This is a genomic window from Nonomuraea sp. NPDC001684 (assembly GCF_053596515.1).
In genome coordinates, this window is record NZ_JBSFGJ010000154.1 from 1 (window position 1) to 19598 (window position 19598).

The following is a 19598-nucleotide window of genomic DNA, read 5'->3' on the forward strand; positions in this document are numbered from 1 at the left end:
GGCCGAGCTGGCCGCGCATCGCAGGCTGGCCAAGCTGCGTCCGCGCCTGCTGGCCCCCACCGTCCTGGCCAGCGCGCTCGACCCGGCGCAGACCCTGGCCCTGCTCAGGGAGGCCGGGTACGCGCCGGTCGCCCGCGAGGCCGACGGCACGCTCACCGTGACCGGCCGCGCGCCCCGGCGCGCCCCGGCCCGTCCGACCGGCCGCGAGCAGGGGGTCCTCAGCCCGGAACGCGCCGCCGCCTGGCTGGTCACCACCGCCGGCGAGCCGCCGCCGGGCCGCCACGGCCTGCGCGACCTCTTCGCCCGGTACGCCACCGCCCTGTCGCCCAAGGCCCGCGAACGGGTGGCGATGGAGCTGGAGTACCACGGCACGGCCCGGATCGTCCACGACGGCGAGGAGCTCACCGTCAGCGGCCCGGAGGTGCGCGGCGCGGATCTGGACGTGTGGTGCCACGAGCCAGCCGAGTTCCGGCTGCTGGACCTGGCGAAGATCACCAAAGTGCTGACCTGATCAGGCGTCCAGCTCGTCGCGGGCCGCCATCAGCGCGAAACCGAGCAGGTTCAGCCCGCGCCAGGTCGCCGCGGACGCGGCGCGCTCGTCGTCGGCGGCCAGGCCGATGCCCCAGACCCGGTCCAGCGGGCTGGCCTCGACCAGCACGTGGGCGCGGGTGCCGACCAGGAACTCCCGCAGGTCGGCGTGCGCCCCGAACTTGGCGAGCGAGGCGCGGGTGACGATGTCGAGCCGGTGGGCGTCCCACACGGCCTCGTCGAAGCCGCGCACGGTGCGGCCGAGCTTCTTGGCCTCGCCCGGGGTCGCGGCCAGGAGGATGCGGCCGGCGCTGTCGTGGTCGCCGAACAGCCACGCCTTGTGGGCCATCATGTAGTGCTCGGCCGAGGCGAAGGTGTGGCCGCCCTCGGTGAAGGTGACCGGCCACCACTGCGACAGGCAGCCGCGGCCGGGGCCGCCGTCGCGGGCCGGGCGGTGGCCCCAGAAGTAGAGGTAGCGCGGCCGGCGGCCGTTCCGCTCCGCCTCGACGGCCTCGTCAACGGTACGGGGAAGCTGGTCGGACACCGCTCAACCGTCCCACAGGGGACGGACGCCGGCCAAGCCGATTGAGCCGGCGGATGATTATGATCATGATGGCGGGAAATGATCTAGTTTTCTCCGCCATGCCCCCTGACCCCCGAAGGGATGTCCATGTCCAAGCTCACCCGTGCCGCCGCCACCTCCGTCGCGGCCGTCGCCCTGGCCGCGACGTGCACCGCGATGACGGCGCCCGCCGCCTCCGCCACCACCTCGGCCGCCTCGGCCGCCGCCTCCACCTGGATCAAGTACGGCGACTACAGCAGTGAGGCCGCGTGCATCGCCAAGGGCAAGGAGCTCAAGGCGAAGGGCACCTACCTGTCGTACTTCTGCCAGTACACCGGCTTCTTCACGCTGATGGTGCTGACCCGGTAACCGCCTGACCGGCCGCGGCCCGGAGGCTCGTCCTCCGGGCCGTCCGCCGTCACGGCCGGACGCTGGTCAGAGCCGGCGGATCATGGCCTGCTTGGCCGCCGCGAACTCCTCGTCGGTCAGCACCCCGGACCGGTGCAGCTCGCCCAGCTCGGCCAGGCGGCGCAGCACCGCGTCGTGGGCGTCGCCGACCGAGGCCGCCGGCTCCAGCTCCTCGGGCTGCTCGCGCGGCAGCCGGGCCAGCACCGCCGCCCCGACCAGCGCGGTCGCGCCGCCGAAGCGCTGGATGCCCCAGGACACGCAGTGGGGGTCCTTCTGCGGGGACGCGCCGGGCCCGTCGCCCTTGAGCCGGAAGCGGAGGGTGCCGTAGCCGAGGCCGGACTGCGGTTTCCACTCCACGCCCACCAGCTCGGCCAGCGGGAACTCCTGCGACCCCGCCCGCTCCTTCTCCGTGCTGGCGAAACCCGTCCATTCCAGGCGGACGCGCTCGCCGTCGAAGATCGCGGTGCCGTCGCCCGCCGTGGCCGAGACGGGGATGGCGGGGCCGGGCAGCAGGTAGTGCTCGCAGGGGCCGCTGGGCGTCTGGTTGATCTCCAGGGTGTCGCGGACCTCGTCGGCGAAGTACTGGGCCGCGCCGGCGCGCTCCTTGGGCACCGCCAGCCGGTACGGGTCGGCGGGCGCGGCCAGCGATCCGGCGACGAGGTCGGACAGGGGGTCGGCGCCGTAGCGCAGGCGCAGGCGGAGCTGGCCGCCCTTGCGGCCGGGCTCGAACGCGCACGTCGCGATGGCCTCCAGCGGCACGGCGACCTCGCCGAGCACCTTGCGGAGCTCGTGGACGTTCTTGTCGCCGCCAGGGACGACGCGCAGCATCTCTCCGTTGAACGTCCACGAGCCGTCTGGAACGGCGATCTCGGTCATATTCTCAGCCTAGGACGTCGAGAGGAGCCCGATGAAGATCTTCACGAGCTGGATGTCGTGGGGCCAGGCCGCCGGCCCCCTGGCCGAGGCGCTCCCGTCGCAGACCGTCACGGGGTTGCGCGACGCGGTGCGCTTCGCCCGGACGCAGCACGGCGTGCAGCAGCGTCCCACCGGGCGGCCGTACGTGGAGCATCTGCTGGAGGCGCTGGAGGTGGCGGTGGCCGGAGCGCAGGTGAGCGACCCCGACGTGCTGACCGCGATCGTGCTGCACGACGTGCTGGAGGACACCGCGTGCACCGAGCGGGAGCTGGCCCGGCGGTTCGGCGCGGAGGTGACCGGGCTCGTCCGCTGGGTGACCAGGCCCGCCGGGCGCGCGAAGGCCGACCACCTGGCCGCGCTGGCCAAGGCCCCGGCGCAGGCGGTGCTGGTGAAGCTGGCCGACCGGGTGAGCAACGTGCAGGAGTTGCAGCGCCTCCACTGGCGGTTCCAGAAGCGCTACTACCACGAGACCGTCGCCCACATCGTGCCGCTGGCCGCGCCCCACCCGTGGTTCGCCGAGTGGTACGAGGAGTGGCGGCGGCCCTGGGCCAGGCGCGTGGCCCGCTACCCGGACTAGCCCCCCAGCCGGGCCAGCCGGTTGCGCACGCCGTCGAAGTGCGCGTACACGGCCGACACCGCGGCGGCCCGGTCGCCGGCCAGCACCGCGGCGTAGATGTCGCGGTGCCGCCTGGCCACGTCGCCTGGTGGCTCGTCGGGGGCGCCGAGGTGGTCGCGGAGCTGGTGGTAGACGTCCCAGAACGCGCCGAGGAGCTGGCTGACCAGCGGGTTGCCGAGCGGCCGGTAGAGCAGGTCGTGGAAGAGCCGGTCGGTCTCGGGGGAGACCTCGCCGACCTGCGACTCGTGGTCCATGCGGGCCATGACGTCGGCCACCGGGGCGAGGTCGGCCTCCGGGCCGAGGTCGATGAGCCGCTGGACGAGCCCGCTCTCCAGGATCTCGCGGATCTCGATGAGGTGCGCCAGGTGGTTGCGGCCGTTCTGCAGGGTGATGCGGCTGTGGAAGGCCAGCTCGTCCACCAGCCCGGACAGCGACATCCGGCCCACGAACATGCCGAAGCCGTGGCGGATGTCCACGATGCCGACCGCCTGCAGAGCCTTCAGCGCCTCCCGGACGGAGTTGCGGCTGACCTGGAGCTCCTCCATGAGCTCCGACTCCGTGGGCAGCGGGTCGCCCGCGACCAGCCCGCGCCTGACGATCAGGTCTTTGACGCCCTCCTGGGCCTCGACGGCCCGGCTGGGACGTGCCGGACGCGGGACTGCGGCCATGAAGCTTCCTTTCATCGTAGGTAACATTCCGGAAATCCTCTGTTGACCTCAAGACGCTCTGGCGTTTAGCGTCCACGTTACGCACAAGATAGGACATGGGATGTCCTACGTTCTACCTGTTCCCCCCAGGAGGCATCCGTGAGCTCTGAGTTCAGCCGCCGTGACTTCCTGCGCTACAGCGGGGCCACGGGTGCGGCGGCGTTCATCGCGGCCACCCTCTCCGCCTGTTCCGGAGGCCCGGCCTCGACCGGCTCGGTCGGCGCCGGATCGAACAAAGACCTGATCACCGCCGTCATCGGCTACGGCAACGACCAGAGCTGGGACCCGACGCAGACCGCGTCGGCGTTCGCGATGGCCGGGATCAGCCACGTCTACGAAGGGCTGCTCGACACCGACCCGGTCACCCGGGAGCCGTACCCGGCCCTGGCGACGGCGCTGCCCGCCGACGCCAACGCCACGTCGTGGACGTTCGCCCTGCGCGAGGGCGCCAAGTGGCACGACGGGCAGCCGGTCACCGCCGACGACGTGGTCTTCACCTTCGAGCGCATCCTCGGCCCCGACAACGTGCTGACCGGCAACTTCTTCAAGCCCTGGCTCCAGGAGGTGAAGAAGGTGGACGACCGGACCGTGGAACTGGTCCTGAAGTTCCCCTTCCCCGACGCGGCGCCCCGGCTGACCATCGCCAAGATCATGCCGAAGCACGTGTTCAGCCAGGCAGGCGCGTGGGACAAGGCCAAGAGCGGCATGGCGGTCGGCTCCGGGCCGTACAAGCAGGCGGCGCACAACCCCAAATCCAACACCTCCTTCGAGGCGTTCGACGGCTACAACGGCCCCCGCCCGGCCACCGTCAAGAAGATGAACTGGCTGACCATCGTGGACGCCTCCGCCCGGGTGGCCAAGATCTCCGGCGGCTCGGCCGAGGCGCAGATCGCCGACAACATCCCGTACGCCAACGTCGACCAGCTCAAGCAGCAGGGCCTCACGGTCGAGGGCGGCAAGGGCATGAACCACATGTTCCTGATGTTCAACACCGCCGCCAAGCCCTTCGACGACGTACGCGTCCGCCAGGCGCTGCACTACGCCATCGACAAGCAGAAGATGATCGACGTGGCGCTCAAGGGCCACGGCACGGCCTCCAGCTCCTTCCTCAACGAGGGCCACCCCGACCACCGGCGCGCCTCGGTCGTCTACGACTACGACCCCGACAAGGCCAGGGCGCTGCTGAAGGAGGCGGGCGTGACGAACCTGACGGTCAACCTCATGGCCGTCAACGTGAGCTGGATCGCCGACTGCCTGCCCACCATCGCCGCCTCCTGGGAGGCGGTCGGGATCAAGACCACGCTGGAGCCGCAGGACACGGCCGCGCTGTTCACCAAGATGGACCAGTTCCAGGACTACCAGGTGGTCGCGGCGGCCTCGAACCCCAACCAGTTCGGCATGGACGCCGACCTGATCCTGCACTACAACTACGTGCCCGGCGGCCTGTGGATGAAGTACAGCCACTGGGACGGCAGCAAGGACGCCGAGAAGCTGTTCGCCATGATGGACGCGGCCGGCAAGGAGACGGACAAGGCCAAGAAGAGCGAGCAGATCCACAAATATCTGGACCTGGTCGCCGAGCAGGCCGTGCTCTATCCCGTCGTCCACAACGAGCTGATGACCGCCTGGGACCCGAAGAAGCTCTCCGGCATCCGCGCCCAGCCGTACCCCGGCATCAACCTGCTGCAGGCCAAGAGGACATGACGCTCGTACTCAGGATGCTGCTGCGGCGGCTCCTCATCCTGATCCCGCTGGTCCTGGGCGTGGTCGCGTTCGTGTTCGTCGTGATGCGCTTCTCGGGCGTCAAGCCCGAGTACGCCTACTTCCAGGGCGCGAACCCCACGGCGGAGCAGATCCACCGTTTCCAGGAGGAGAACGGCCTGCTGGACCCGCTGCCGCTGCGGTACGTGCGCTTCGTCGCCGACCTCGCCCAGGGCGACATGGGCACCAGCGTGCTCACCAAGAAGCCGGTCGTCGAGTCGGTGACGACCGCGCTGCCGCTGACCCTGCAGCTCACGTTCCTCGGCCTGGCCGTGGCGATCGTGCTCTCGCTGGTGTTCGGCGTGACCGCGGCGCTGTTCCGCGACCGCTGGCCCGACCAGGCGATCCGGGTCGTGTCGCTGGTCGGCGTGGCGGCTCCGGCGTTCTGGCTGGCGCTGCTGATGATCCAGTGGCTGGCGGTCGGCGAGGGGCTGTTCCCGACCGGCGGCTACATCAACCCCGCCGACTCCCTCACCGGCTGGCTGCAGTCGATGACGCTGCCCGCGCTGTCGTTGTCGCTGCCGATCGCCGCCCAGCTCACCCGCATCATCCGCACGTCGATGGTCGAGGAGCTGGACCGGGACTACGTGCGCACCGCGATCGGCAGCGGCCTGCCGATGATCGTCGTGGTCGGCCGCAACGTGCTGCGCAACGCGCTGATCAACCCGCTGACCGTGCTCGGCCTGCGCATCGGCTACCTGATCGGCGGCACGGTGGTCATCGAGACGATCTACGGCCTGCCCGGCATGGGCCAGCTCATGATCAACGCGGTGCGCGACGGCGACCCGGCCGTGGTGCAGGGCGTCGTGCTCACCATCGCGATCGGCTTCATGATGGTCAACCTGGTCGTCGACATCCTCTACCTGCTGGTCAATCCCCGCCTGAGGAGTGCCGCCTGATGAGAAGCGGACTCGCCGAACGCCTGTCCAGGCCCGGCGTCGCCTTCCGGCGGCTGCCCGCGGCGTCGTGGCCGGCGGTCGCCGTCGTCGCCCTGGTCGTGCTGGCCGCCCTGTTCGCGCCGCTGATCGCGCCGCACTCGCCGTACTTCCAGGAGGCCGCCGGCGGCGGCCCGTCGGCCGCGCACTGGATGGGCCTGGACAGCGCCAACCGCGACATCCTGTCCCGGCTCCTGTACGGCGCCCGCTGGTCGCTGATCATCGGCCTCGGCGCCACCGGCCTCGCCCTGGTCGCCGGGGCGGTCGTCGGCGCGGTCGCGGCCACCTCGCGCCGGGTGGTGGACGAGACCGTCATGCGGGTGCTCGACGTGATCATGGCCTTCCCCGGCATCGCGCTGGCCGCCGTGCTGGTCGCGGTGTTCGGCGGCAGCATCCCGGTGCTGGTCATGGCCATGGCCTTCCTCTACATGCCGTCCGTGGCCAGGGTCGTGCGGGCCAACGTGATCGCCCAGTACGGCGAGGACTACGTGGCGGCCGAGCGCGTCATCGGCGCGCGCACGCCGTACATCGTGCTCAGGCACGTCGCGGTCAACTGCGCGGCGCCCGTGCTGGTGTTCTGCACGGTGATGGTGGCCGACGCGATCGTGTTCGAGGCGTCGCTGTCGTTCATCGGCGCCGGCGTACGGCCGCCGAACCCGTCGTGGGGCAGCGTCATCGCCGACGGCAAGAACCTGGTGCTGCTCGGCGGCTGGTGGGCCACGGTCTTCCCCGGCCTGCTGATCCTGCTCACCGTGCTGGCCCTGAACATCCTGTCCGAGGGCATCTCCGACGCCTGGGCCGCCCCGGTACGCAGGGCCGCCCCCAGGAAGGACGACGCCTACGAGCAGGCCGCCCCGGGCGCCGGCCAGGTCGTCGAGCTGCCCGGCCTGGCCGAGGCCGCCCGCCGGCTGGCCGGACGCGCCCGCCCGCTGCCGCAAGGACAGCCGATCCTCAGCGTCGAACGCCTGCGAATCGGCTTCGACCGCGGCGTGGACATCGTGGACGGCGTCGGCTTCGAGGTCTGGCCCGGCGAGGTCGTCGGCCTGGTCGGCGAGTCCGGCTGCGGCAAGTCGCTGACCGCCCTGACCGTCATGGGCCTGCAACCGCGCCAGGCCCGGGTCGGCGGCCACGTGCGCTTCGACCAGAAGGAGCTGCTCGCGCTGCCGCGCCGGGCCCGCCGCCGCCTGCTCGGCCACGAGATGGCGATGATCTACCAGGACGCGCTGTCCTCGCTCAACCCGGCCATGACCATCAGGGCCCAGCTCAGGCAGCTCACCCGCAGGGGCGGCCGGCGTACCCCGGCCGAGCTGCTGGAACTCGTCGGCCTCGACGCCCGTCGCACCCTGTCCGCCTATCCGCACGAGCTGTCGGGCGGCCAGCGGCAGCGGGTGCTGATCGCGATGGCGCTCTCCCGCGACCCCAAGCTGATCGTCGCCGACGAGCCGACGACCGCGCTCGACGTGACCGTCCAGGCGCAGGTCATCGAGCTGCTGCTGCGGCTGCGCGAGGAGCTGGGGTTCGCGCTGATCCTGGTCTCGCACGACCTGGCCCTGGTCGCCGACGTCACCGACCGCGTCGTCGTCATGTACGGCGGCCAGATCGTCGAGACCGGCGCCACCGCCGCCCTGGTCGGCGAGCCCGCCCACCACTACGCGCGGGGGCTGCTCGGCTCGGTGTTGTCGCTGGAGTCGGGGGCCGAGCGGCTGACCCAGATCCCCGGCGTGGTGCCCGCGCCCGCCGACTTCCCGGCCGGATGCAGGTTCGCCGACCGGTGCCCGATGGCCACCGGCGTGTGCCGTACGCAGACCCCGGTACTGGCAGGACAGGCCAGGCGGCACGCGGTGGCCTGCCACCACCCGGCGGTCGAACTCGCAGGGAGTGAGACACGTGCTTGAGCTGAACGACGTGCACGTCGTGCACAAGGCCCGCTCGGGAGGGCTGTTCGCGCGGGACCGCGTGCACGCCCTGACCGCCGCCTCGCTGACCGTCGCGCCCGGCGAGACCGTCGGGATCGTGGGCGAGTCGGGCTGCGGGAAGTCCACGCTGGCCAAGGTGCTGGTCGGGCTGCAGCGGCCGACCGCGGGGAACGTGCGCCTGAACGGCCGCGACCTGTGGACGCTGAAGCAGGACGAGCGGCGCGCGCTCGTCGGCGGCGGCGTCGGGCTGATCTTCCAGGACCCGTCCACGGCGCTCAACCGGCGGCTGCCGGTCGGGCGGATCCTGCGCGACCCGCTCGACGTGCACCGCCGGGGCACCCCCGGCGAGCGCGAGGCCCGCGTGCGCGAGCTGCTGGACCTGGTCGGCCTGCCCGCCGGCGTCGCCGGCGCGCTGCCCGGCCAGCTCTCCGGCGGTCAGCGGCAGCGGGTGGCCGTGGCCAGGGCGCTCGCGCTCGAACCGCGGCTGGTCGTCGCCGACGAGCCCACCAGCGCCCTGGACGTGTCGGTCCGCGCCCAGATCCTCAATCTGCTGCTCGACCTCAAGGACCGGCTCGGGCTGGCGATGGTGTTCATCTCGCACGACATCCAGACCGTGCGCCGGATGAGCGACCGCGTGGTCACCATGTACCTGGGCAGGATCGTCGAGCAGACGCCCGCGCGGTCGGTGCCGGGGCGGGCCAGGCATCCGTACACGCGGGCGCTGTTCTCGGCCACCCCCGGGCTGATCTCGCCCATCACCCCGATCCCGCTGGTCGGCGCGGTGCCGTCGGCCACCAGGCCGCCGAGCGGCTGCCCGTTCCGCACCCGGTGCTGGCGGGCCGACGACCTGTGCGCGGCCGAGATGCCCGCCGCCACGCGGGCCGGGGACGACCACCTCTTCCACTGCCACCACCCGGTGGCGGCCGGAGCCACCGACCTAGAGCTGATCCAGGAGCACTCATGACAGATCCCGATGTCGCCGGGGCCGCGACGGTGACCGGCGTGATCCCCCCGGTCTGCACCCCGTTCACCCCCGGCCACGAGGTGGACGCCGCCTCCCTGACCCGGCTGGTGGACCACCTGCTGGAGGGCGGGGTGGACGCGCTGTTCGTGCTCGGCTCCTCCTCGGAGGTGGCCTACCTGACCGACGCCCAGCGGCGGGTGGTACTGGACACGGTCGTCGGGCACGTCGGCGGCCAGGTGCCGGTGCTGGCCGGGGTGATCGACATGACCACGCCGCGGGTGCTCGAACACGCCCGCGTCGCGGCGGCGGCGGGGGCGTCCGGGCTGGTGGCGACCGCGCCGTTCTACACGCGCACCCATCCCGAGGAGATCCGCACCCACTTCCGGACGATCGCCGCCCGCACCGGCCTGCCGGTCTACGCCTACGACCTGCCGGTCAGCGTGCACACCAAGCTGAGCGCCGATCTGCTGCTCGACCTGGCCGCCGAGGGCGCGCTCGCCGGGGTCAAGGACTCCAGCGGCGACGACGGCGGGCTGCGCCAGGTCATCCTGGGCCGCCGGGCGCCGTTCAGCGTGCTCACCGGGTCGGAGGTGACCGTGGACTCCGCGCTGTGGATGGGCGCCGACGGCGTCGTGCCCGGCCTCGGCAACGTGGACCCCCACGGGTACGCCGAGCTGTACCGGGCCGCCACCCGCGGCGACTGGGCGGCGGCCAGGGCCGAGCAGGAACGCCTGGTCAGGCTGTTCGAGATCGTCCGGGTCGGCGCGGGCCGCATGGGCGGCAGCTCGGCGGGGCTGGGCGCGTTCAAGGCCGCCCTGCACCTGCGGGGCGTCATCGACTGCCCGCTCACCGCGCTGCCGCAGATCCCGCTGAACGACGACGAGACCGGCCGGGTCGGCAAGCTGCTGGCCGCCGCCGGGCTGCTGTAGCCGTTGTTCAGAGGCCGTCGGCGTGGGCGGCCCGCTCGTTGGGCACGCAGTGGGTCATCTTCAGGCCCTCCACGTCGCGCGGGCCGTTGCGCCCGAGCTTGACCAGGCGCTCCCGGTCCTCGTCGGTGAGGTCCTGGCTCGCCAGCGGCTCCAGGTGGGCGACGTCGTCCGGGGTGATGCCGAGGCCCTCGCCGACGCGCAGGCCGAGGTCGTCCTCCACGAGCAGGAAGTGCCAGACCATGCGCTCCTGGATGCGCCGGTCGCACTGGCTGAGCGCGTCGACGAAGTTGTGCACCAGGTCGTCGCGCTCCCACTGCTCCATGAGCAGGTAGCGCTGGCCGGCCTGCTTGTAGTCGTTGGTCCGCGGGATGCGCCTGCGCATGAGCCGGCCGCTGATGACCGGGCCCTCCTCGTCGAGGGTCGGGTACTCGGCCTCGCGCAGGCCGCCGCGCAGCGAGGGCTCGTAGTTGATGTGCGGGTCCTCGCCGCCGGTGTCGACGAAGTACGCCATCTGGCCGTCGCGCTGGTTGGTCCTGATGGGCGCGTTCCTGGCCTGGTTGACCGGGAGTTGCAGGTAGTTCGGGCCGACCCGGTAGCGCTGGGTGTCGCTGTAGGAGAACGTCCGGCCGACCAGCATCTTGTCGTCGGAGAAGTCGAGGCCGTCCACCAGGACGCCGGTGCCGAAGGCGGCCTGCTCGTTCTCGGCGAACTGGTTCTCGACGTTGCGGTTCAGCACCAGGCGGCCGACCGGCCTGGCCGGGAACTCGTTCTCCGGCCACACCTTGGTGTCGTCGAGCGGGTCGAAGTCCAGCTCGGGGTGCTCCTCGTCGCTCATCAGCTGGACCAGCAGCTCCCACTCGGGGAAGTCGCCGCGCTCGATGGCGTCGTGCAGGTCCTTCGTCGCGTGCCCGAGGTCGCCCGCCTGGACGACCGCCGCGTCCGCCGCGGTCATGCTGCGCACGCCCTGCTTGGGCATCCAGTGGTACTTGACCAGGAACGTCTCGCCCTGCTGGTTGACCCACTTGTAGGTGTTCACGCCGAATCCCTGCATGTGCCGGTAGTCGGCGGGGATGCCGCGCGGGCTGAACAGGTTGACCAGCATGTGCATCGACTCGGGCGTCTGGGACATGAAGTCGAAGATGCGGTTCGGGTCCTGCCGGAAGGTCACCGGGTCGGGCTTGAGCGAGTGGATGACGTCGGGGAACTTGATGGCGTCCCTGATGAAGAAGACGGCCAGGTTGTTGCCCACCAGGTCCCAGTTGCCGTCCTCGGTGTAGAACTTGATCGCGAAGCCGCGCGGGTCGCGGGCGGTCTCGGCGGAGTCCCGGCCGCCGATCACGGTGGAGAAGCGCAGCGCCACGTCGGTGCGCTTGCCGGCCTCCTGGAACAGCTTGGCCCTGGTGTAGCGGCTGACCGGCTCGTCGCCGATCTTGCCGTACGCCTCGAAGTAGCCGTAGCTCAGCGCGCCCCTGGCGTGCACCACCCGTTCGGGGATGCGTTCGCGGTCGAAGTGACTGATCTTCTCCAGGAACTGGTAGTTCTCCAGCGTCGCCGGTCCGCGCGGGCCGACCGTCCGCTGGTTCTGGTTGTCGTAGACGGCATGCCCTTGTCGGTTGGTGAGCACCTCGCGCTCGTCGTTCGACTGCGGACCCTTGCTGGAGACGTCTGTCATCGCACTGTTCCTCTCCCCGGACGAGATCTTCCCCGGCTGCCCTCAAGAACGGGTCGAAAACGGGCAAAACCTCGTCCTCGGGCGGCTACCTGCTCACGTCGTCGGCGGCCCGGCCGAGCAGGCCCAGGTCGGACCGGCGGGGCAGGCTCTCCCAGTCGCCCTGCGAGGTCACCGCGAACGCGCCCGCCGCGCAGGCGCTGTCCAGCCGCCGTTCCGGCGCGGCCCCGGCCAGCCAGTCCGCCAGCCAGCCGGCCGCGAACGCGTCCCCGGCGCCCACCGGGTCCACCTCGGTCACCCGGTACGGCCGCGCCCGCCGCAGCACCCCGCCGGACAGCTCCAGCGCACCCGCCGACCCCGACTTGACCAGCACGTACGAGGGCCCGAGCGCGGCCAGCGCCTTGGCCAGCTCCGCCGGGTCCTCGACGTCGGCGACCAGGCGGCCCTCCGGCACGGTCGCGAACAGCACGTCCACGCCGCCGATCGTCTCGCGCAGCCAGGCGCCCGCCTCCTCCGGCGTCCACAGGGCCCGCCGGTAGTTGACGTCCAGCGAGACGAGCACGCCGGCCGCCCGCGCCACGGCGACGGCGTGCGCCACGGTCTCCCGGGCCGACGCCGACAGCGCCGGGGTGATCGCGGAGACGTGCAGCACGCGGGCCGAGGCGATCAGCGCCGGATCCAGGTCGGCCGGCCGCAGCCGGGAGCCGGCGCTGTCCTTGCGGTAGTACCGCACGTCCACGAGGTCGGCCGTGCGCCGGCCCTTGATCATCAGTCCGGTGGGGGCGTCCGGGTCGGTGACCGCGCGCACGTCCACGCCCTCGCCGGCGAGCGTGGCCCGGATCAGGTCGCCGAACTCGTCGTCGCCCACCCGTCCGGCCCACGTCGCCCGGTGGCCGAGCCGGGTCACGCCGATCGCCACGTTCGACTCGGCGCCGCCGAGGCCCAGGTCGAAGTCGCGGGCGAAGCGCAGCGGCCCGGTACGCCGGGCGCCGAACAGCGCCATGGTCTCGCCGAAGGTCACCAGTTCGGTCATGTGGTCGGCCTGCCCAGCTTTCTGGAGATCCGCGACGCCGCCCCGGCCACCAGCGGCCCGAGCTCCCGCACCCGCGCGGCGGTGATCCGCGAGGTGAGCCCGGAGACCGAGACGGCGGCGACGACGGCGTCGTTGTGGTTGAAGATCGGCGCGGCGACGCAGCGCACCTCGGGCTCGTTCTCGCGGTCGTCCACCGCGTAGCCGCGCCGCCGGACGTGGGTCAGTTCGGCGCGCAGCCGGTCGGGGTCGGTGATGGTGTGCTTGGTGATCGGGTCGAGCGCCAGCCCGGCCAGCGCCTCCTCCGGCTGCCAGGCCAGGATCGCCTTGCCGACCGCCGTGGCGTGCACCGGGCCGCGGCTGCCGATGCGCGAGGCCATGCGCACGTTCGTCTCGTTCTCCACCTTGTCGATGTAGACGACGTGCGGGTGGTCGTAGACGACCAGGTGGACGGTCTCGCGCACCTCGCTCATCAGCCGGTGCGACTCCTCGGCGGCGACCGCGCGCAGGTCCAGCGTGGCCAGGTACGCCTGCCCGAGCTGGAGGGTGCCGTGTCCCAGCCGGTACGCCCCGGTCCTGCGGTCGCGTTCGAGCAGCCTGGCCTCCACGAGCGGGACGGTCAGCCGCAGCACCGTGCTCTTGGACAGGCCCACGGCCTCGGCGAGCTGGGTGAGCGACAGGCCGGTGTGGCCGCGTACGTGGTCCAGGACGGCCAGGGCGCGCCGGAGCGAGGCGGACTGGTTGCGGTCAGGCACGCAAGTCACCATATTCGATGAAATTTCGCGAAATGCAGCACGCTGTTGTGCACTGCACAACATCTCCTGACAGGTCTTCTCGACTCCAGAGCGAATTCCTAGTGTCTGCGCAGGAGGTAATAGTGAAGTTTCTTTACTTTGCCGCGGCCGGAACGGCCCTGCTCACGCTGGCCGCCTGCGCCCCCTCGACCGCTCCCGCCTCCGGCGGCGGCGACGAGCGGACGGGGACGCTGCGCGTCTGGCTGTTCGACGAGCCCAACCGGGCCCCCAAGGACAAGGTCGTCAACGAGGCGATCAAGGAGTTCACCGCCGCGCACGCGGACGTCAAGGTCGAGGTCACCTACATCCCCACCACGCCCGCCCGGCACGAGAAGTTCAAGGGCGCCTTCAACGACCCGGCCAGCTCCCCGGACGTCGCCGAGTACGGCAACACCGACCTCGCCGAGTACGCCGCCGCCGGCGGCCTCGCCGACCTCACCGCCGACCTGAAGGGCCTGGACCTGGCCCCCGACCTGGTCAAGTCGGCCTCCGTCCAGGGCAAGCAGTACGGCCTGCCCTGGTTCATCGGCATCCGGGCCCTCTACTACCGCACCGACGTCTTCGCCGAGCTCGGCCTGAAACCGCCCACGTCCATCGGCGCCCTGACCGAGGCCGCCCGCACGATCCGCAGGAAGAAGCCCGACCTGTACGGCATAGCCGTCGGCGGCGAGTACACCTTCGGCGCCCTGCCCTTCGTCTGGGACGCCGGCGGCGACATCACCTCGCTCGACTCGCCGCAGTCGCGCAAGGGCGTCAAGGCGTACACGGACCTGCTGACCGACGAGGTCTGCCCGCCGCAGGCGTGCGTCTCGCTGACCGGCGGCAAGACGGTCGAGCTGTTCGCCGGCGGCAAGGCCGCGATGGGCATACTCGGCAACTTCAGCCGCTCGGCCGTGGACGCCGGCGCGGCGGCCGGCAAGTACGCCGTCGTCCCGCTGCCCGGCGCGGCCGAGGGCTCGATCGCGCCCGCCTTCGCCGGCGGCAACAACCTGGGCGTGCTGAAGAACGCCGGTCACCGCACCCTGGCCGCGGACTTCGTCAAGCTGCTGGGCGGCAAGGCGTACCAGGCCAAGATGTACGACGCGATGGGCAACCTGCCGACGCTCACCTCGGCCCGCGACGAGCTGGCGGCCAAGGACCCGTTCGTCAGGCCGTTCCTGGACACGGTGGCCAAGGGCACCCGGTTCGTGCCGATCGACCCCGCCTGGGTGAAGATCGACAACGGCAAGGTCATCCCCACGATGCTGCAGAAGGTCGCGACCGGCCAGTCCACCGTCGAGCAGGCCACCGCCGAGGCGGCCGCGGCCGTCAAGACCGCCTTCGGCCGCTCGTGAGCCGTGGCACGAGCGTCCGCCGCGGGCGCCCCTGGCTCTACCTGCTGCCAGCGGCGGCCGTGCTGGTCCCCATGTTCGGCTATCCGGTCTACATGCTGGGCCTGCTGTCGGTCTTCGACTACCGGCAGGCGCAGGTCAGCGGCGGGCAGCCGAGCACGTTCGTCGGGTTCGGCAACTACGCCGCGCTGCTCGGCGACCGGCGGTTCTGGGAGGTGCTGGCCCAGACCGTGGGGTTCGCGGCGGCGCTGGTCGTCGCGACGCTGGCGGTCGGCGCGGCCCTGGCCGTGCTGCTGACCAGGACCGGGCCGCTGCCGAGGACCGCCCTGTCGCTGGCCGCGCTCGGCGCGTGGGCGGCCCCCGCGATGACCGGCTCCACCGTGTGGATGTTCCTGTTCGACGCCGACCTCGGCCTGGTCAACCAGGTGCTCGGGACCGACGGGTTCAACTGGTTCTACGACCGGTGGATCACCTTCGGCGTGGTCGGCGCGACGGTCGTGTGGCACTCGTTCCCGCTGGTGATGATCACCCTGTACGCGGGCATCCGGGCCGTCCCCGCCTCGGTGCTGGAGGCGGCCGAGCTCGACGGCGCCTCGGCCTGGCAGGGGTTCTGGCGGATCATCGTGCCGATGTTGCGGCCGCTGGTCACGATCGTGGTCATCCAGTCGGTCATCTGGGACTTCAAGCTCTTCACCCAGATCTACGTGATGACCAACGGCGGCGGCGTGGCCGGGCAGAACACCGTGCTCAACGTCTACGCCTACCAGATCGCCTTCGGCTCCTCCGAGTACGGGCTCGGCTCGGCCGTCGCCGTCGTCATGACGCTGATCCTGCTGGTGATCACCCTGTTCTACATCCGGGCGCTGCGGCGCAGTGGGGAACGCCTGTGAACCGACGACGTCTTCTGCCCAACGCGGTCGCGCTGGTGGTCGCCCTGCTCACCGCGTTCCCGCTCTACTGGATGGTGCTGTCGGCGCTCAAGCCCGCCGGGGAGATCCAGTCGCTGGAGGTCAGGCCCTGGACCTCGCACCCGACGCTGGACAACTTCGTCCGGGTGCTGACCGGGGAGAACTTCGCCCGCTACCTGCTCAACAGCGCGATCGTGGCGCTCGTCGTGGTGGTGCTGTCGGCCGGGGTCGCCTTCCTCGCGGCGGTGGCCGTGACCCGGTTCGCCTTCCGGTTCAGGACGACCGTGCTGATCATGTTCCTGGTCGCGCAGATGGTGCCGGTCGAGGCGCTGACGATCCCGCTGTTCTTCGTGGTCCGGGACCTGGGCCTGCTCAACACGCTGGCCTCGCTGGTGGTGGTGCAGCTCGCCTTCACGCTGCCGTTCGCGATCTGGATGCTGCGCGGGTTCGTCGCCGGGGTGCCGGAGGCGCTGGAGGAGGCGGCGATGATCGACGGGGCCGGACGCGCGACCGTGCTGTGGCGCATCCTGTTCCCGCTGGTCGCGCCCGGCCTGGTGGCGACCAGCGTGTTCTCCTTCATCACCGCCTGGAACGACTTCGTCTTCGCGCGCACCTTCATCGTCTCGGCCAAGGACAACCAGACCCTGCCCGCGGCGCTGCTCGTCTTCTTCAAGCCCGACGAGAACGACTGGGGCGGGATCATGGCCGCCTCGACGCTGATGACGATCCCGGTGCTGATCTTCTTCGTGGCGGTGCAGCGGCGGCTCGTGTCAGGGCTTGGAGGGGCGGTCAAGGACTGAGACGTCGTGCTCGTCGTCGGGGGCGAGGAACTCCAGCAGCAGCCGCGCCTCCCGCTCGACCTCGTGCAGCTCGGCGATCGGCGTCCACTGGTGGACGTTCAGCGTGGAGACGCCCTTGGCCCTGGTCACCGTCCAGTCGCCGGCGGTGACGCCGTCCACCAGGATGATCCGGGGGATCACGTTCGTGCCCATGAACGACCCCTGCATGACGGCCGCGCCGCGCTCGCTGATCACCCGCGAGCGGTCGGCGTGCGACAGGAACAGGTTGTCGAAGTCGTACATCAGCCGCACCGGCGCCGGGACGTCCTCCGCCGGCCGGACGGCCTCCGGCAGGTCGTACAGGGTGCGGCCGGCGGCGTCCCTGAAGCGGACCAGGTCCATGGACTCGACGACCTCGCCCAGCCTGGTCAGGCCCGACCAGGTCTGCGCGTCCTGCACCGAGGCCGGGCCGAAGGCGGCCAGGTAGCGCCGGACCAGCTCGGCGGGCGTCATCGGCGGCACCTCGGCCGGGCCCAGCCACGACTCGGCGGTGGTGTGCGCGACCGGCCCGCTCCTGCCCCACAGCCCGCGCGGCGGCACCTGGACCAGCGGCAGCAGCCAGCGCACGCCCTGGCCGAGCGCGTGCTGGTCGTGCTCCGGCCACCGCTCGGCCAGCGCCCGCCCGAGGTCGGCGAAGGTCATCGCACGCTCCTCCAGCAGCGCCCGGCCGGTCGCGGCCAGCTCCTCCAGGTCGACGCCCGCCAGCCGCTTGCCGAACGTCGTGCGCGTCATGCGCTCGGTGACGGCCTGCAGCAGCGGCCGCATGGCCAGGCAGTCGCGGGCGGTGACCAGGTGGATGGTGGAGCGCTGCAACGCGATCCGCACCAGCTCGCGGCCGGCCAGCAGGCCGGAGACGTCCTCGGGCTTGAGCCCCTCGATGCGGTTCCACAGGCCGACGTACCAGGTGTGGGGGGTCTGGGCCTGGAGGCCGCCGAGCCGCTCGACGACCTCCTGCACGCTGCCGCCGCCGCGGCGCAGCAGCAGCTGCCGGTCGAGCGTGGCCCGATTGAGCGCGCGCTGGGAGATGAGGGGATCCATGGGGACAAAGGTAGGGGCAATCGCGGTCACTTCCGGACCTCGATGTGCACTCAGGCGAGCGCGTCGGGGCCCAGCTCGTCCGTCGTGGAGTAGCCGGACAGGGCGAGCGTGATGTCCAGCTCGCCCAGCAGGCAGCGCAGCACGTGCTCGACGCCCGCCTGCCCGCCCAGCGCCAGCCCGTACAGCACCGGACGGCCGACCAGCACGGCCCGCGCGCCCAGCGCGAGCGCCTTGACCACGTCGGCCCCGGTGCGCACGCCCGAGTCGAACAGCACCGTCAGCCGGTCGCCGACCGCCTCGGCGATGCCGGGCAGCGCATCGAGCGCGGCCAGGGCGCCGTCGACCTGGCGGCCGCCGTGGTTGGACACCACGATCCCGTCCACGCCGTGCTCGGCGGCCAGGCGCGCGTCCTCGGCGCTCATGATGCCCTTGAGCACGATCGGGCCGTCCCAGTGGTCGCGCAGGAACGGCAGGTCGTCCCAGCTCAGGCCCGGGTTGGGGAACATGCCCGCCCAGTGGGCGACCGGGTTCTCGACCCCGGCGAAGTTCGGGTCGCTCAGGTAGTTGGCGATGCCCGTGCCGGCCAGGAACGGCAGGAAGCCGCGGTCGAGGTCGGCCGGACGCCAGCCGAGCAGCGTCGTGTCCAGCGTGACCACCAGCACCGAGTGGCCGGTCGCCCTGGCCCGGCGCAGGAAGCTCAGGCACACGTCCCGGTCGGTCGGGTAGTAGAGCTGGTACCAGCGCGGCGCGTCCCCGCCCGCCGCCGCCACCTGCTCGAAGTCGTGGGCGGCGGCCGTCGAGTGCACGTACGGGACGCCCACCGCGGCCGCGGCCCGCACGGTGGCGAGCTCGCCCTCCTCGTGGGCCAGCGTCTGCACCCCCATGGGCGCCACCAGCACCGGCGCCGCCATCCGGGTGCCCAGCACCTCGCACGACAGGTCACGCTGCCGCGCGACGCCGCGCAGCATCCTCGGCACGATCCGGCGCCGCTCGAACGCCTCCAGGTTGGCCCGCGCGGTCGAGCCGCTGCCCGCGCTCGGCACGATGTAGCCCAGCGCCTCGGGCGAGAGCACCCGCCCGGCCGCGCCCTCCAGGGCCGACAGATCGGTGGTCAGCTCCGGCGTGCGGCCTTCGAGCATGCCCGTCAGGTAGATGCCGAGCTGGTGATCGCCTGCGTTCATGGCGCCCATCCAACCAGCCCGCCCGTCCCCGCCGCGACCACCCTGATGACGGCGACCACGACGCGGCCCTACGCTGCTTCCCATGCACAAACGCGTGATCGACAACCGCTTCGAGCTGACCGAGAGGCTCGGCGGCGGTGGCATGGGCCTGGTGTGGCGCGCCTGGGACACCGCCCTCCACCGCGAGGTCGCGCTGAAGGAGGTCCGGCCGCCCGATCCCGCGTTCGAGGAGCACGACCCCGAGGCCGCCCGCGAGCTGCGGGCCAGGGTGCTGCGCGAGGCCCGCGCGCTGGCCCGGCTGAACCATCCGCACGTCGCCACCATCCACCACATCGTCGATCCGGGCGGCGACGGCTACCCGTGGATCGTCATGGAGCTGGTGACCGGCGGCTCGCTCGCGGACCGCCTCGCGCGCGGGCCCATGACGCCCTGGGAGACCGCCCGGCTGGGCCGCGAGGTGCTGTCCGCGCTGCGCGCCGCGCACGCCGTCGGCATCCAGCACCGCGACGTCAAGCCCGCCAACGTGCTGCTGCGCGAGGACGGCCGCTCGGTGCTCACCGACTTCGG

General features: G+C 71.9%; 19 protein-coding genes and 1 pseudogene. 12 read left to right on the forward strand and 8 right to left on the reverse strand.

All coding sequences use genetic code 11. From position 1 onward, the window contains the following. Window positions 1-511: pseudogene (locus ACWCSD_RS25400) on the forward strand (hypothetical protein); the annotation flags it as partial. On the opposite strand, the gene ACWCSD_RS25405 reads toward ACWCSD_RS25400, so the two are convergent. After that, window positions 512-1072: an NADAR family protein gene (locus ACWCSD_RS25405; RefSeq protein WP_397164701.1), complete on the reverse strand. Its 561-nt coding sequence runs from the start codon at window positions 1070-1072 to the stop codon at window positions 512-514. 126 nt (window positions 1073-1198) lie between these two features. Here ACWCSD_RS25405 and ACWCSD_RS25410 point away from each other — a divergent pair, with 126 nt between their 5' ends. Further along, a complete protein-coding gene (locus tag ACWCSD_RS25410) occupies window positions 1199-1459 on the forward strand; it encodes a hypothetical protein (RefSeq protein WP_397164703.1) in 261 nt (86 codons plus the stop codon). Window positions 1460-1525: 66 nt separating this feature from the next. Here ACWCSD_RS25410 and ACWCSD_RS25415 read toward each other — a convergent pair whose 3' ends face one another. Then, a complete protein-coding gene (locus ACWCSD_RS25415) occupies window positions 1526-2374 on the reverse strand; it encodes a DUF4429 domain-containing protein (RefSeq protein WP_358288377.1) in 849 nt (282 codons plus the stop codon). 31 nt (window positions 2375-2405) lie between these two features. Between ACWCSD_RS25415 and ACWCSD_RS25420 the strand changes: the two genes are divergently transcribed. Then, window positions 2406-2990: an HD domain-containing protein gene (locus ACWCSD_RS25420; RefSeq protein ID WP_397164707.1), complete on the forward strand. Its 585-nt coding sequence runs from the start codon at window positions 2406-2408 to the stop codon at window positions 2988-2990. Here the strand turns inward: ACWCSD_RS25420 and ACWCSD_RS25425 are convergent. Next, on the reverse strand, window positions 2987-3697 hold the full coding sequence (locus ACWCSD_RS25425) for a FadR/GntR family transcriptional regulator (RefSeq protein WP_387670911.1): 711 nt from the start codon (window positions 3695-3697) through the stop codon (window positions 2987-2989). The genes ACWCSD_RS25420 and ACWCSD_RS25425 overlap by 4 nt on opposite strands. 138 nt (window positions 3698-3835) lie before the next feature. On the opposite strand from ACWCSD_RS25425, the gene ACWCSD_RS25430 reads away from it, so the two are divergent. From ACWCSD_RS25430 to ACWCSD_RS25450, 5 genes are read left to right on the forward strand one after another with little or no spacing between them, the layout of a single operon-like run. Then, entirely contained in the window at window positions 3836-5440 is a 1605-nt protein-coding gene (locus tag ACWCSD_RS25430) for an ABC transporter substrate-binding protein (protein ID WP_397166151.1), read from the forward strand. After that, the gene (locus ACWCSD_RS25435; protein WP_449918400.1) at window positions 5437-6396 is read left to right on the forward strand and encodes an ABC transporter permease; all 960 of its coding nucleotides are present in this window, start codon (window positions 5437-5439) and stop codon (window positions 6394-6396) included. The genes ACWCSD_RS25430 and ACWCSD_RS25435 overlap by 4 nt, the downstream gene beginning before the upstream one ends. Continuing rightward, window positions 6396-8327: a dipeptide/oligopeptide/nickel ABC transporter permease/ATP-binding protein gene (locus tag ACWCSD_RS25440; protein WP_449918403.1), complete on the forward strand. Its 1932-nt coding sequence runs from the start codon at window positions 6396-6398 to the stop codon at window positions 8325-8327. The genes ACWCSD_RS25435 and ACWCSD_RS25440 overlap by 1 nt, the downstream gene beginning before the upstream one ends. Further along, window positions 8320-9312 (forward strand): oligopeptide/dipeptide ABC transporter ATP-binding protein, encoded by a 993-nt coding sequence (locus tag ACWCSD_RS25445; protein ID WP_397166148.1) that lies wholly within the window; start codon window positions 8320-8322, stop codon window positions 9310-9312. The genes ACWCSD_RS25440 and ACWCSD_RS25445 overlap by 8 nt, the downstream gene beginning before the upstream one ends. After that, window positions 9309-10241: a dihydrodipicolinate synthase family protein gene (locus ACWCSD_RS25450; protein ID WP_449918406.1), complete on the forward strand. Its 933-nt coding sequence runs from the start codon at window positions 9309-9311 to the stop codon at window positions 10239-10241. Before ACWCSD_RS25445 ends, ACWCSD_RS25450 begins: the two co-directional genes overlap by 4 nt. A gap of 7 nt (window positions 10242-10248) precedes the next feature. On the opposite strand, the gene ACWCSD_RS25455 is transcribed toward ACWCSD_RS25450, so the two are convergent. From ACWCSD_RS25455 to ACWCSD_RS25465, 3 genes are all read right to left on the reverse strand, one after another. Further along, window positions 10249-11913 (reverse strand): catalase, encoded by a 1665-nt coding sequence (locus ACWCSD_RS25455; protein ID WP_449918409.1) that lies wholly within the window; start codon window positions 11911-11913, stop codon window positions 10249-10251. 85 nt (window positions 11914-11998) lie between these two features. Next, the gene (locus tag ACWCSD_RS25460) at window positions 11999-12943 is read right to left on the reverse strand and encodes a sugar kinase (RefSeq protein ID WP_449918411.1); all 945 of its coding nucleotides are present in this window, start codon (window positions 12941-12943) and stop codon (window positions 11999-12001) included. Continuing rightward, entirely contained in the window at window positions 12940-13695 is a 756-nt protein-coding gene (locus tag ACWCSD_RS25465; RefSeq protein ID WP_352352086.1) for an IclR family transcriptional regulator, read from the reverse strand. Before ACWCSD_RS25465 ends, ACWCSD_RS25460 begins: the two co-directional genes overlap by 4 nt. A gap of 122 nt (window positions 13696-13817) precedes the next feature. On the opposite strand from ACWCSD_RS25465, the gene ACWCSD_RS25470 reads away from it, so the two are divergent. From ACWCSD_RS25470 to ACWCSD_RS25480, 3 genes are read left to right on the forward strand one after another with little or no spacing between them, the layout of a single operon-like run. Then, the gene (locus ACWCSD_RS25470) at window positions 13818-15068 is read left to right on the forward strand and encodes an extracellular solute-binding protein (RefSeq protein ID WP_449918414.1); all 1251 of its coding nucleotides are present in this window, start codon (window positions 13818-13820) and stop codon (window positions 15066-15068) included. After that, the gene (locus ACWCSD_RS25475) at window positions 15065-15955 is read left to right on the forward strand and encodes a carbohydrate ABC transporter permease (protein ID WP_449918416.1); all 891 of its coding nucleotides are present in this window, start codon (window positions 15065-15067) and stop codon (window positions 15953-15955) included. Before ACWCSD_RS25470 ends, ACWCSD_RS25475 begins: the two co-directional genes overlap by 4 nt. Continuing rightward, a complete protein-coding gene (locus ACWCSD_RS25480) occupies window positions 15952-16773 on the forward strand; it encodes a carbohydrate ABC transporter permease (protein ID WP_387655483.1) in 822 nt (273 codons plus the stop codon). Before ACWCSD_RS25475 ends, ACWCSD_RS25480 begins: the two co-directional genes overlap by 4 nt. Here ACWCSD_RS25480 and ACWCSD_RS25485 read toward each other — a convergent pair. Further along, window positions 16744-17850, reverse strand: a complete 1107-nt coding sequence (locus tag ACWCSD_RS25485) for a winged helix DNA-binding domain-containing protein (RefSeq protein WP_449918420.1) — start codon at window positions 17848-17850, stop codon at window positions 16744-16746. The genes ACWCSD_RS25480 and ACWCSD_RS25485 overlap by 30 nt on opposite strands. A gap of 50 nt (window positions 17851-17900) precedes the next feature. Beyond that, complete coding sequence (locus ACWCSD_RS25490; protein ID WP_449918422.1) at window positions 17901-19031, reverse strand: alpha-hydroxy-acid oxidizing protein; 1131 nt, start codon at window positions 19029-19031, stop codon at window positions 17901-17903. Window positions 19032-19113: 82 nt separating this feature from the next. On the opposite strand from ACWCSD_RS25490, the gene ACWCSD_RS25495 reads away from it, so the two are divergent. Further along, on the forward strand, window positions 19114-19598 hold a 485-nt coding region (locus tag ACWCSD_RS25495), incomplete at its 3' end, for a serine/threonine-protein kinase (protein ID WP_449918425.1).

What these genes read in the sequence shown, in the direction of transcription:
- ACWCSD_RS25425 (WP_387670911.1), bottom strand. Translation starts at nt 3,697, where the DNA reads ATGGCCGCAGTCCCGCGTCCGGCACGTCCCAGCCGGGCCGTCGAGGCC.
- ACWCSD_RS25440 (WP_449918403.1), top strand. Translation starts at nt 6,396, where the DNA reads ATGAGAAGCGGACTCGCCGAACGCCTGTCCAGGCCCGGCGTCGCCTTC.
- ACWCSD_RS25450 (WP_449918406.1), top strand. Translation starts at nt 9,309, where the DNA reads ATGACAGATCCCGATGTCGCCGGGGCCGCGACGGTGACCGGCGTGATC.
- ACWCSD_RS25460 (WP_449918411.1), bottom strand. Translation starts at nt 12,943, where the DNA reads ATGACCGAACTGGTGACCTTCGGCGAGACCATGGCGCTGTTCGGCGCC.
- ACWCSD_RS25455 (WP_449918409.1), bottom strand. Translation starts at nt 11,913, where the DNA reads ATGACAGACGTCTCCAGCAAGGGTCCGCAGTCGAACGACGAGCGCGAG.
- ACWCSD_RS25415 (WP_358288377.1), bottom strand. Translation starts at nt 2,374, where the DNA reads ATGACCGAGATCGCCGTTCCAGACGGCTCGTGGACGTTCAACGGAGAG.
- ACWCSD_RS25485 (WP_449918420.1), bottom strand. Translation starts at nt 17,850, where the DNA reads ATGGATCCCCTCATCTCCCAGCGCGCGCTCAATCGGGCCACGCTCGAC.
- ACWCSD_RS25420 (WP_397164707.1), top strand. Translation starts at nt 2,406, where the DNA reads ATGAAGATCTTCACGAGCTGGATGTCGTGGGGCCAGGCCGCCGGCCCC.
- ACWCSD_RS25490 (WP_449918422.1), bottom strand. Translation starts at nt 19,031, where the DNA reads ATGAACGCAGGCGATCACCAGCTCGGCATCTACCTGACGGGCATGCTC.
- ACWCSD_RS25410 (WP_397164703.1), top strand. Translation starts at nt 1,199, where the DNA reads ATGTCCAAGCTCACCCGTGCCGCCGCCACCTCCGTCGCGGCCGTCGCC.
- ACWCSD_RS25435 (WP_449918400.1), top strand. Translation starts at nt 5,437, where the DNA reads ATGACGCTCGTACTCAGGATGCTGCTGCGGCGGCTCCTCATCCTGATC.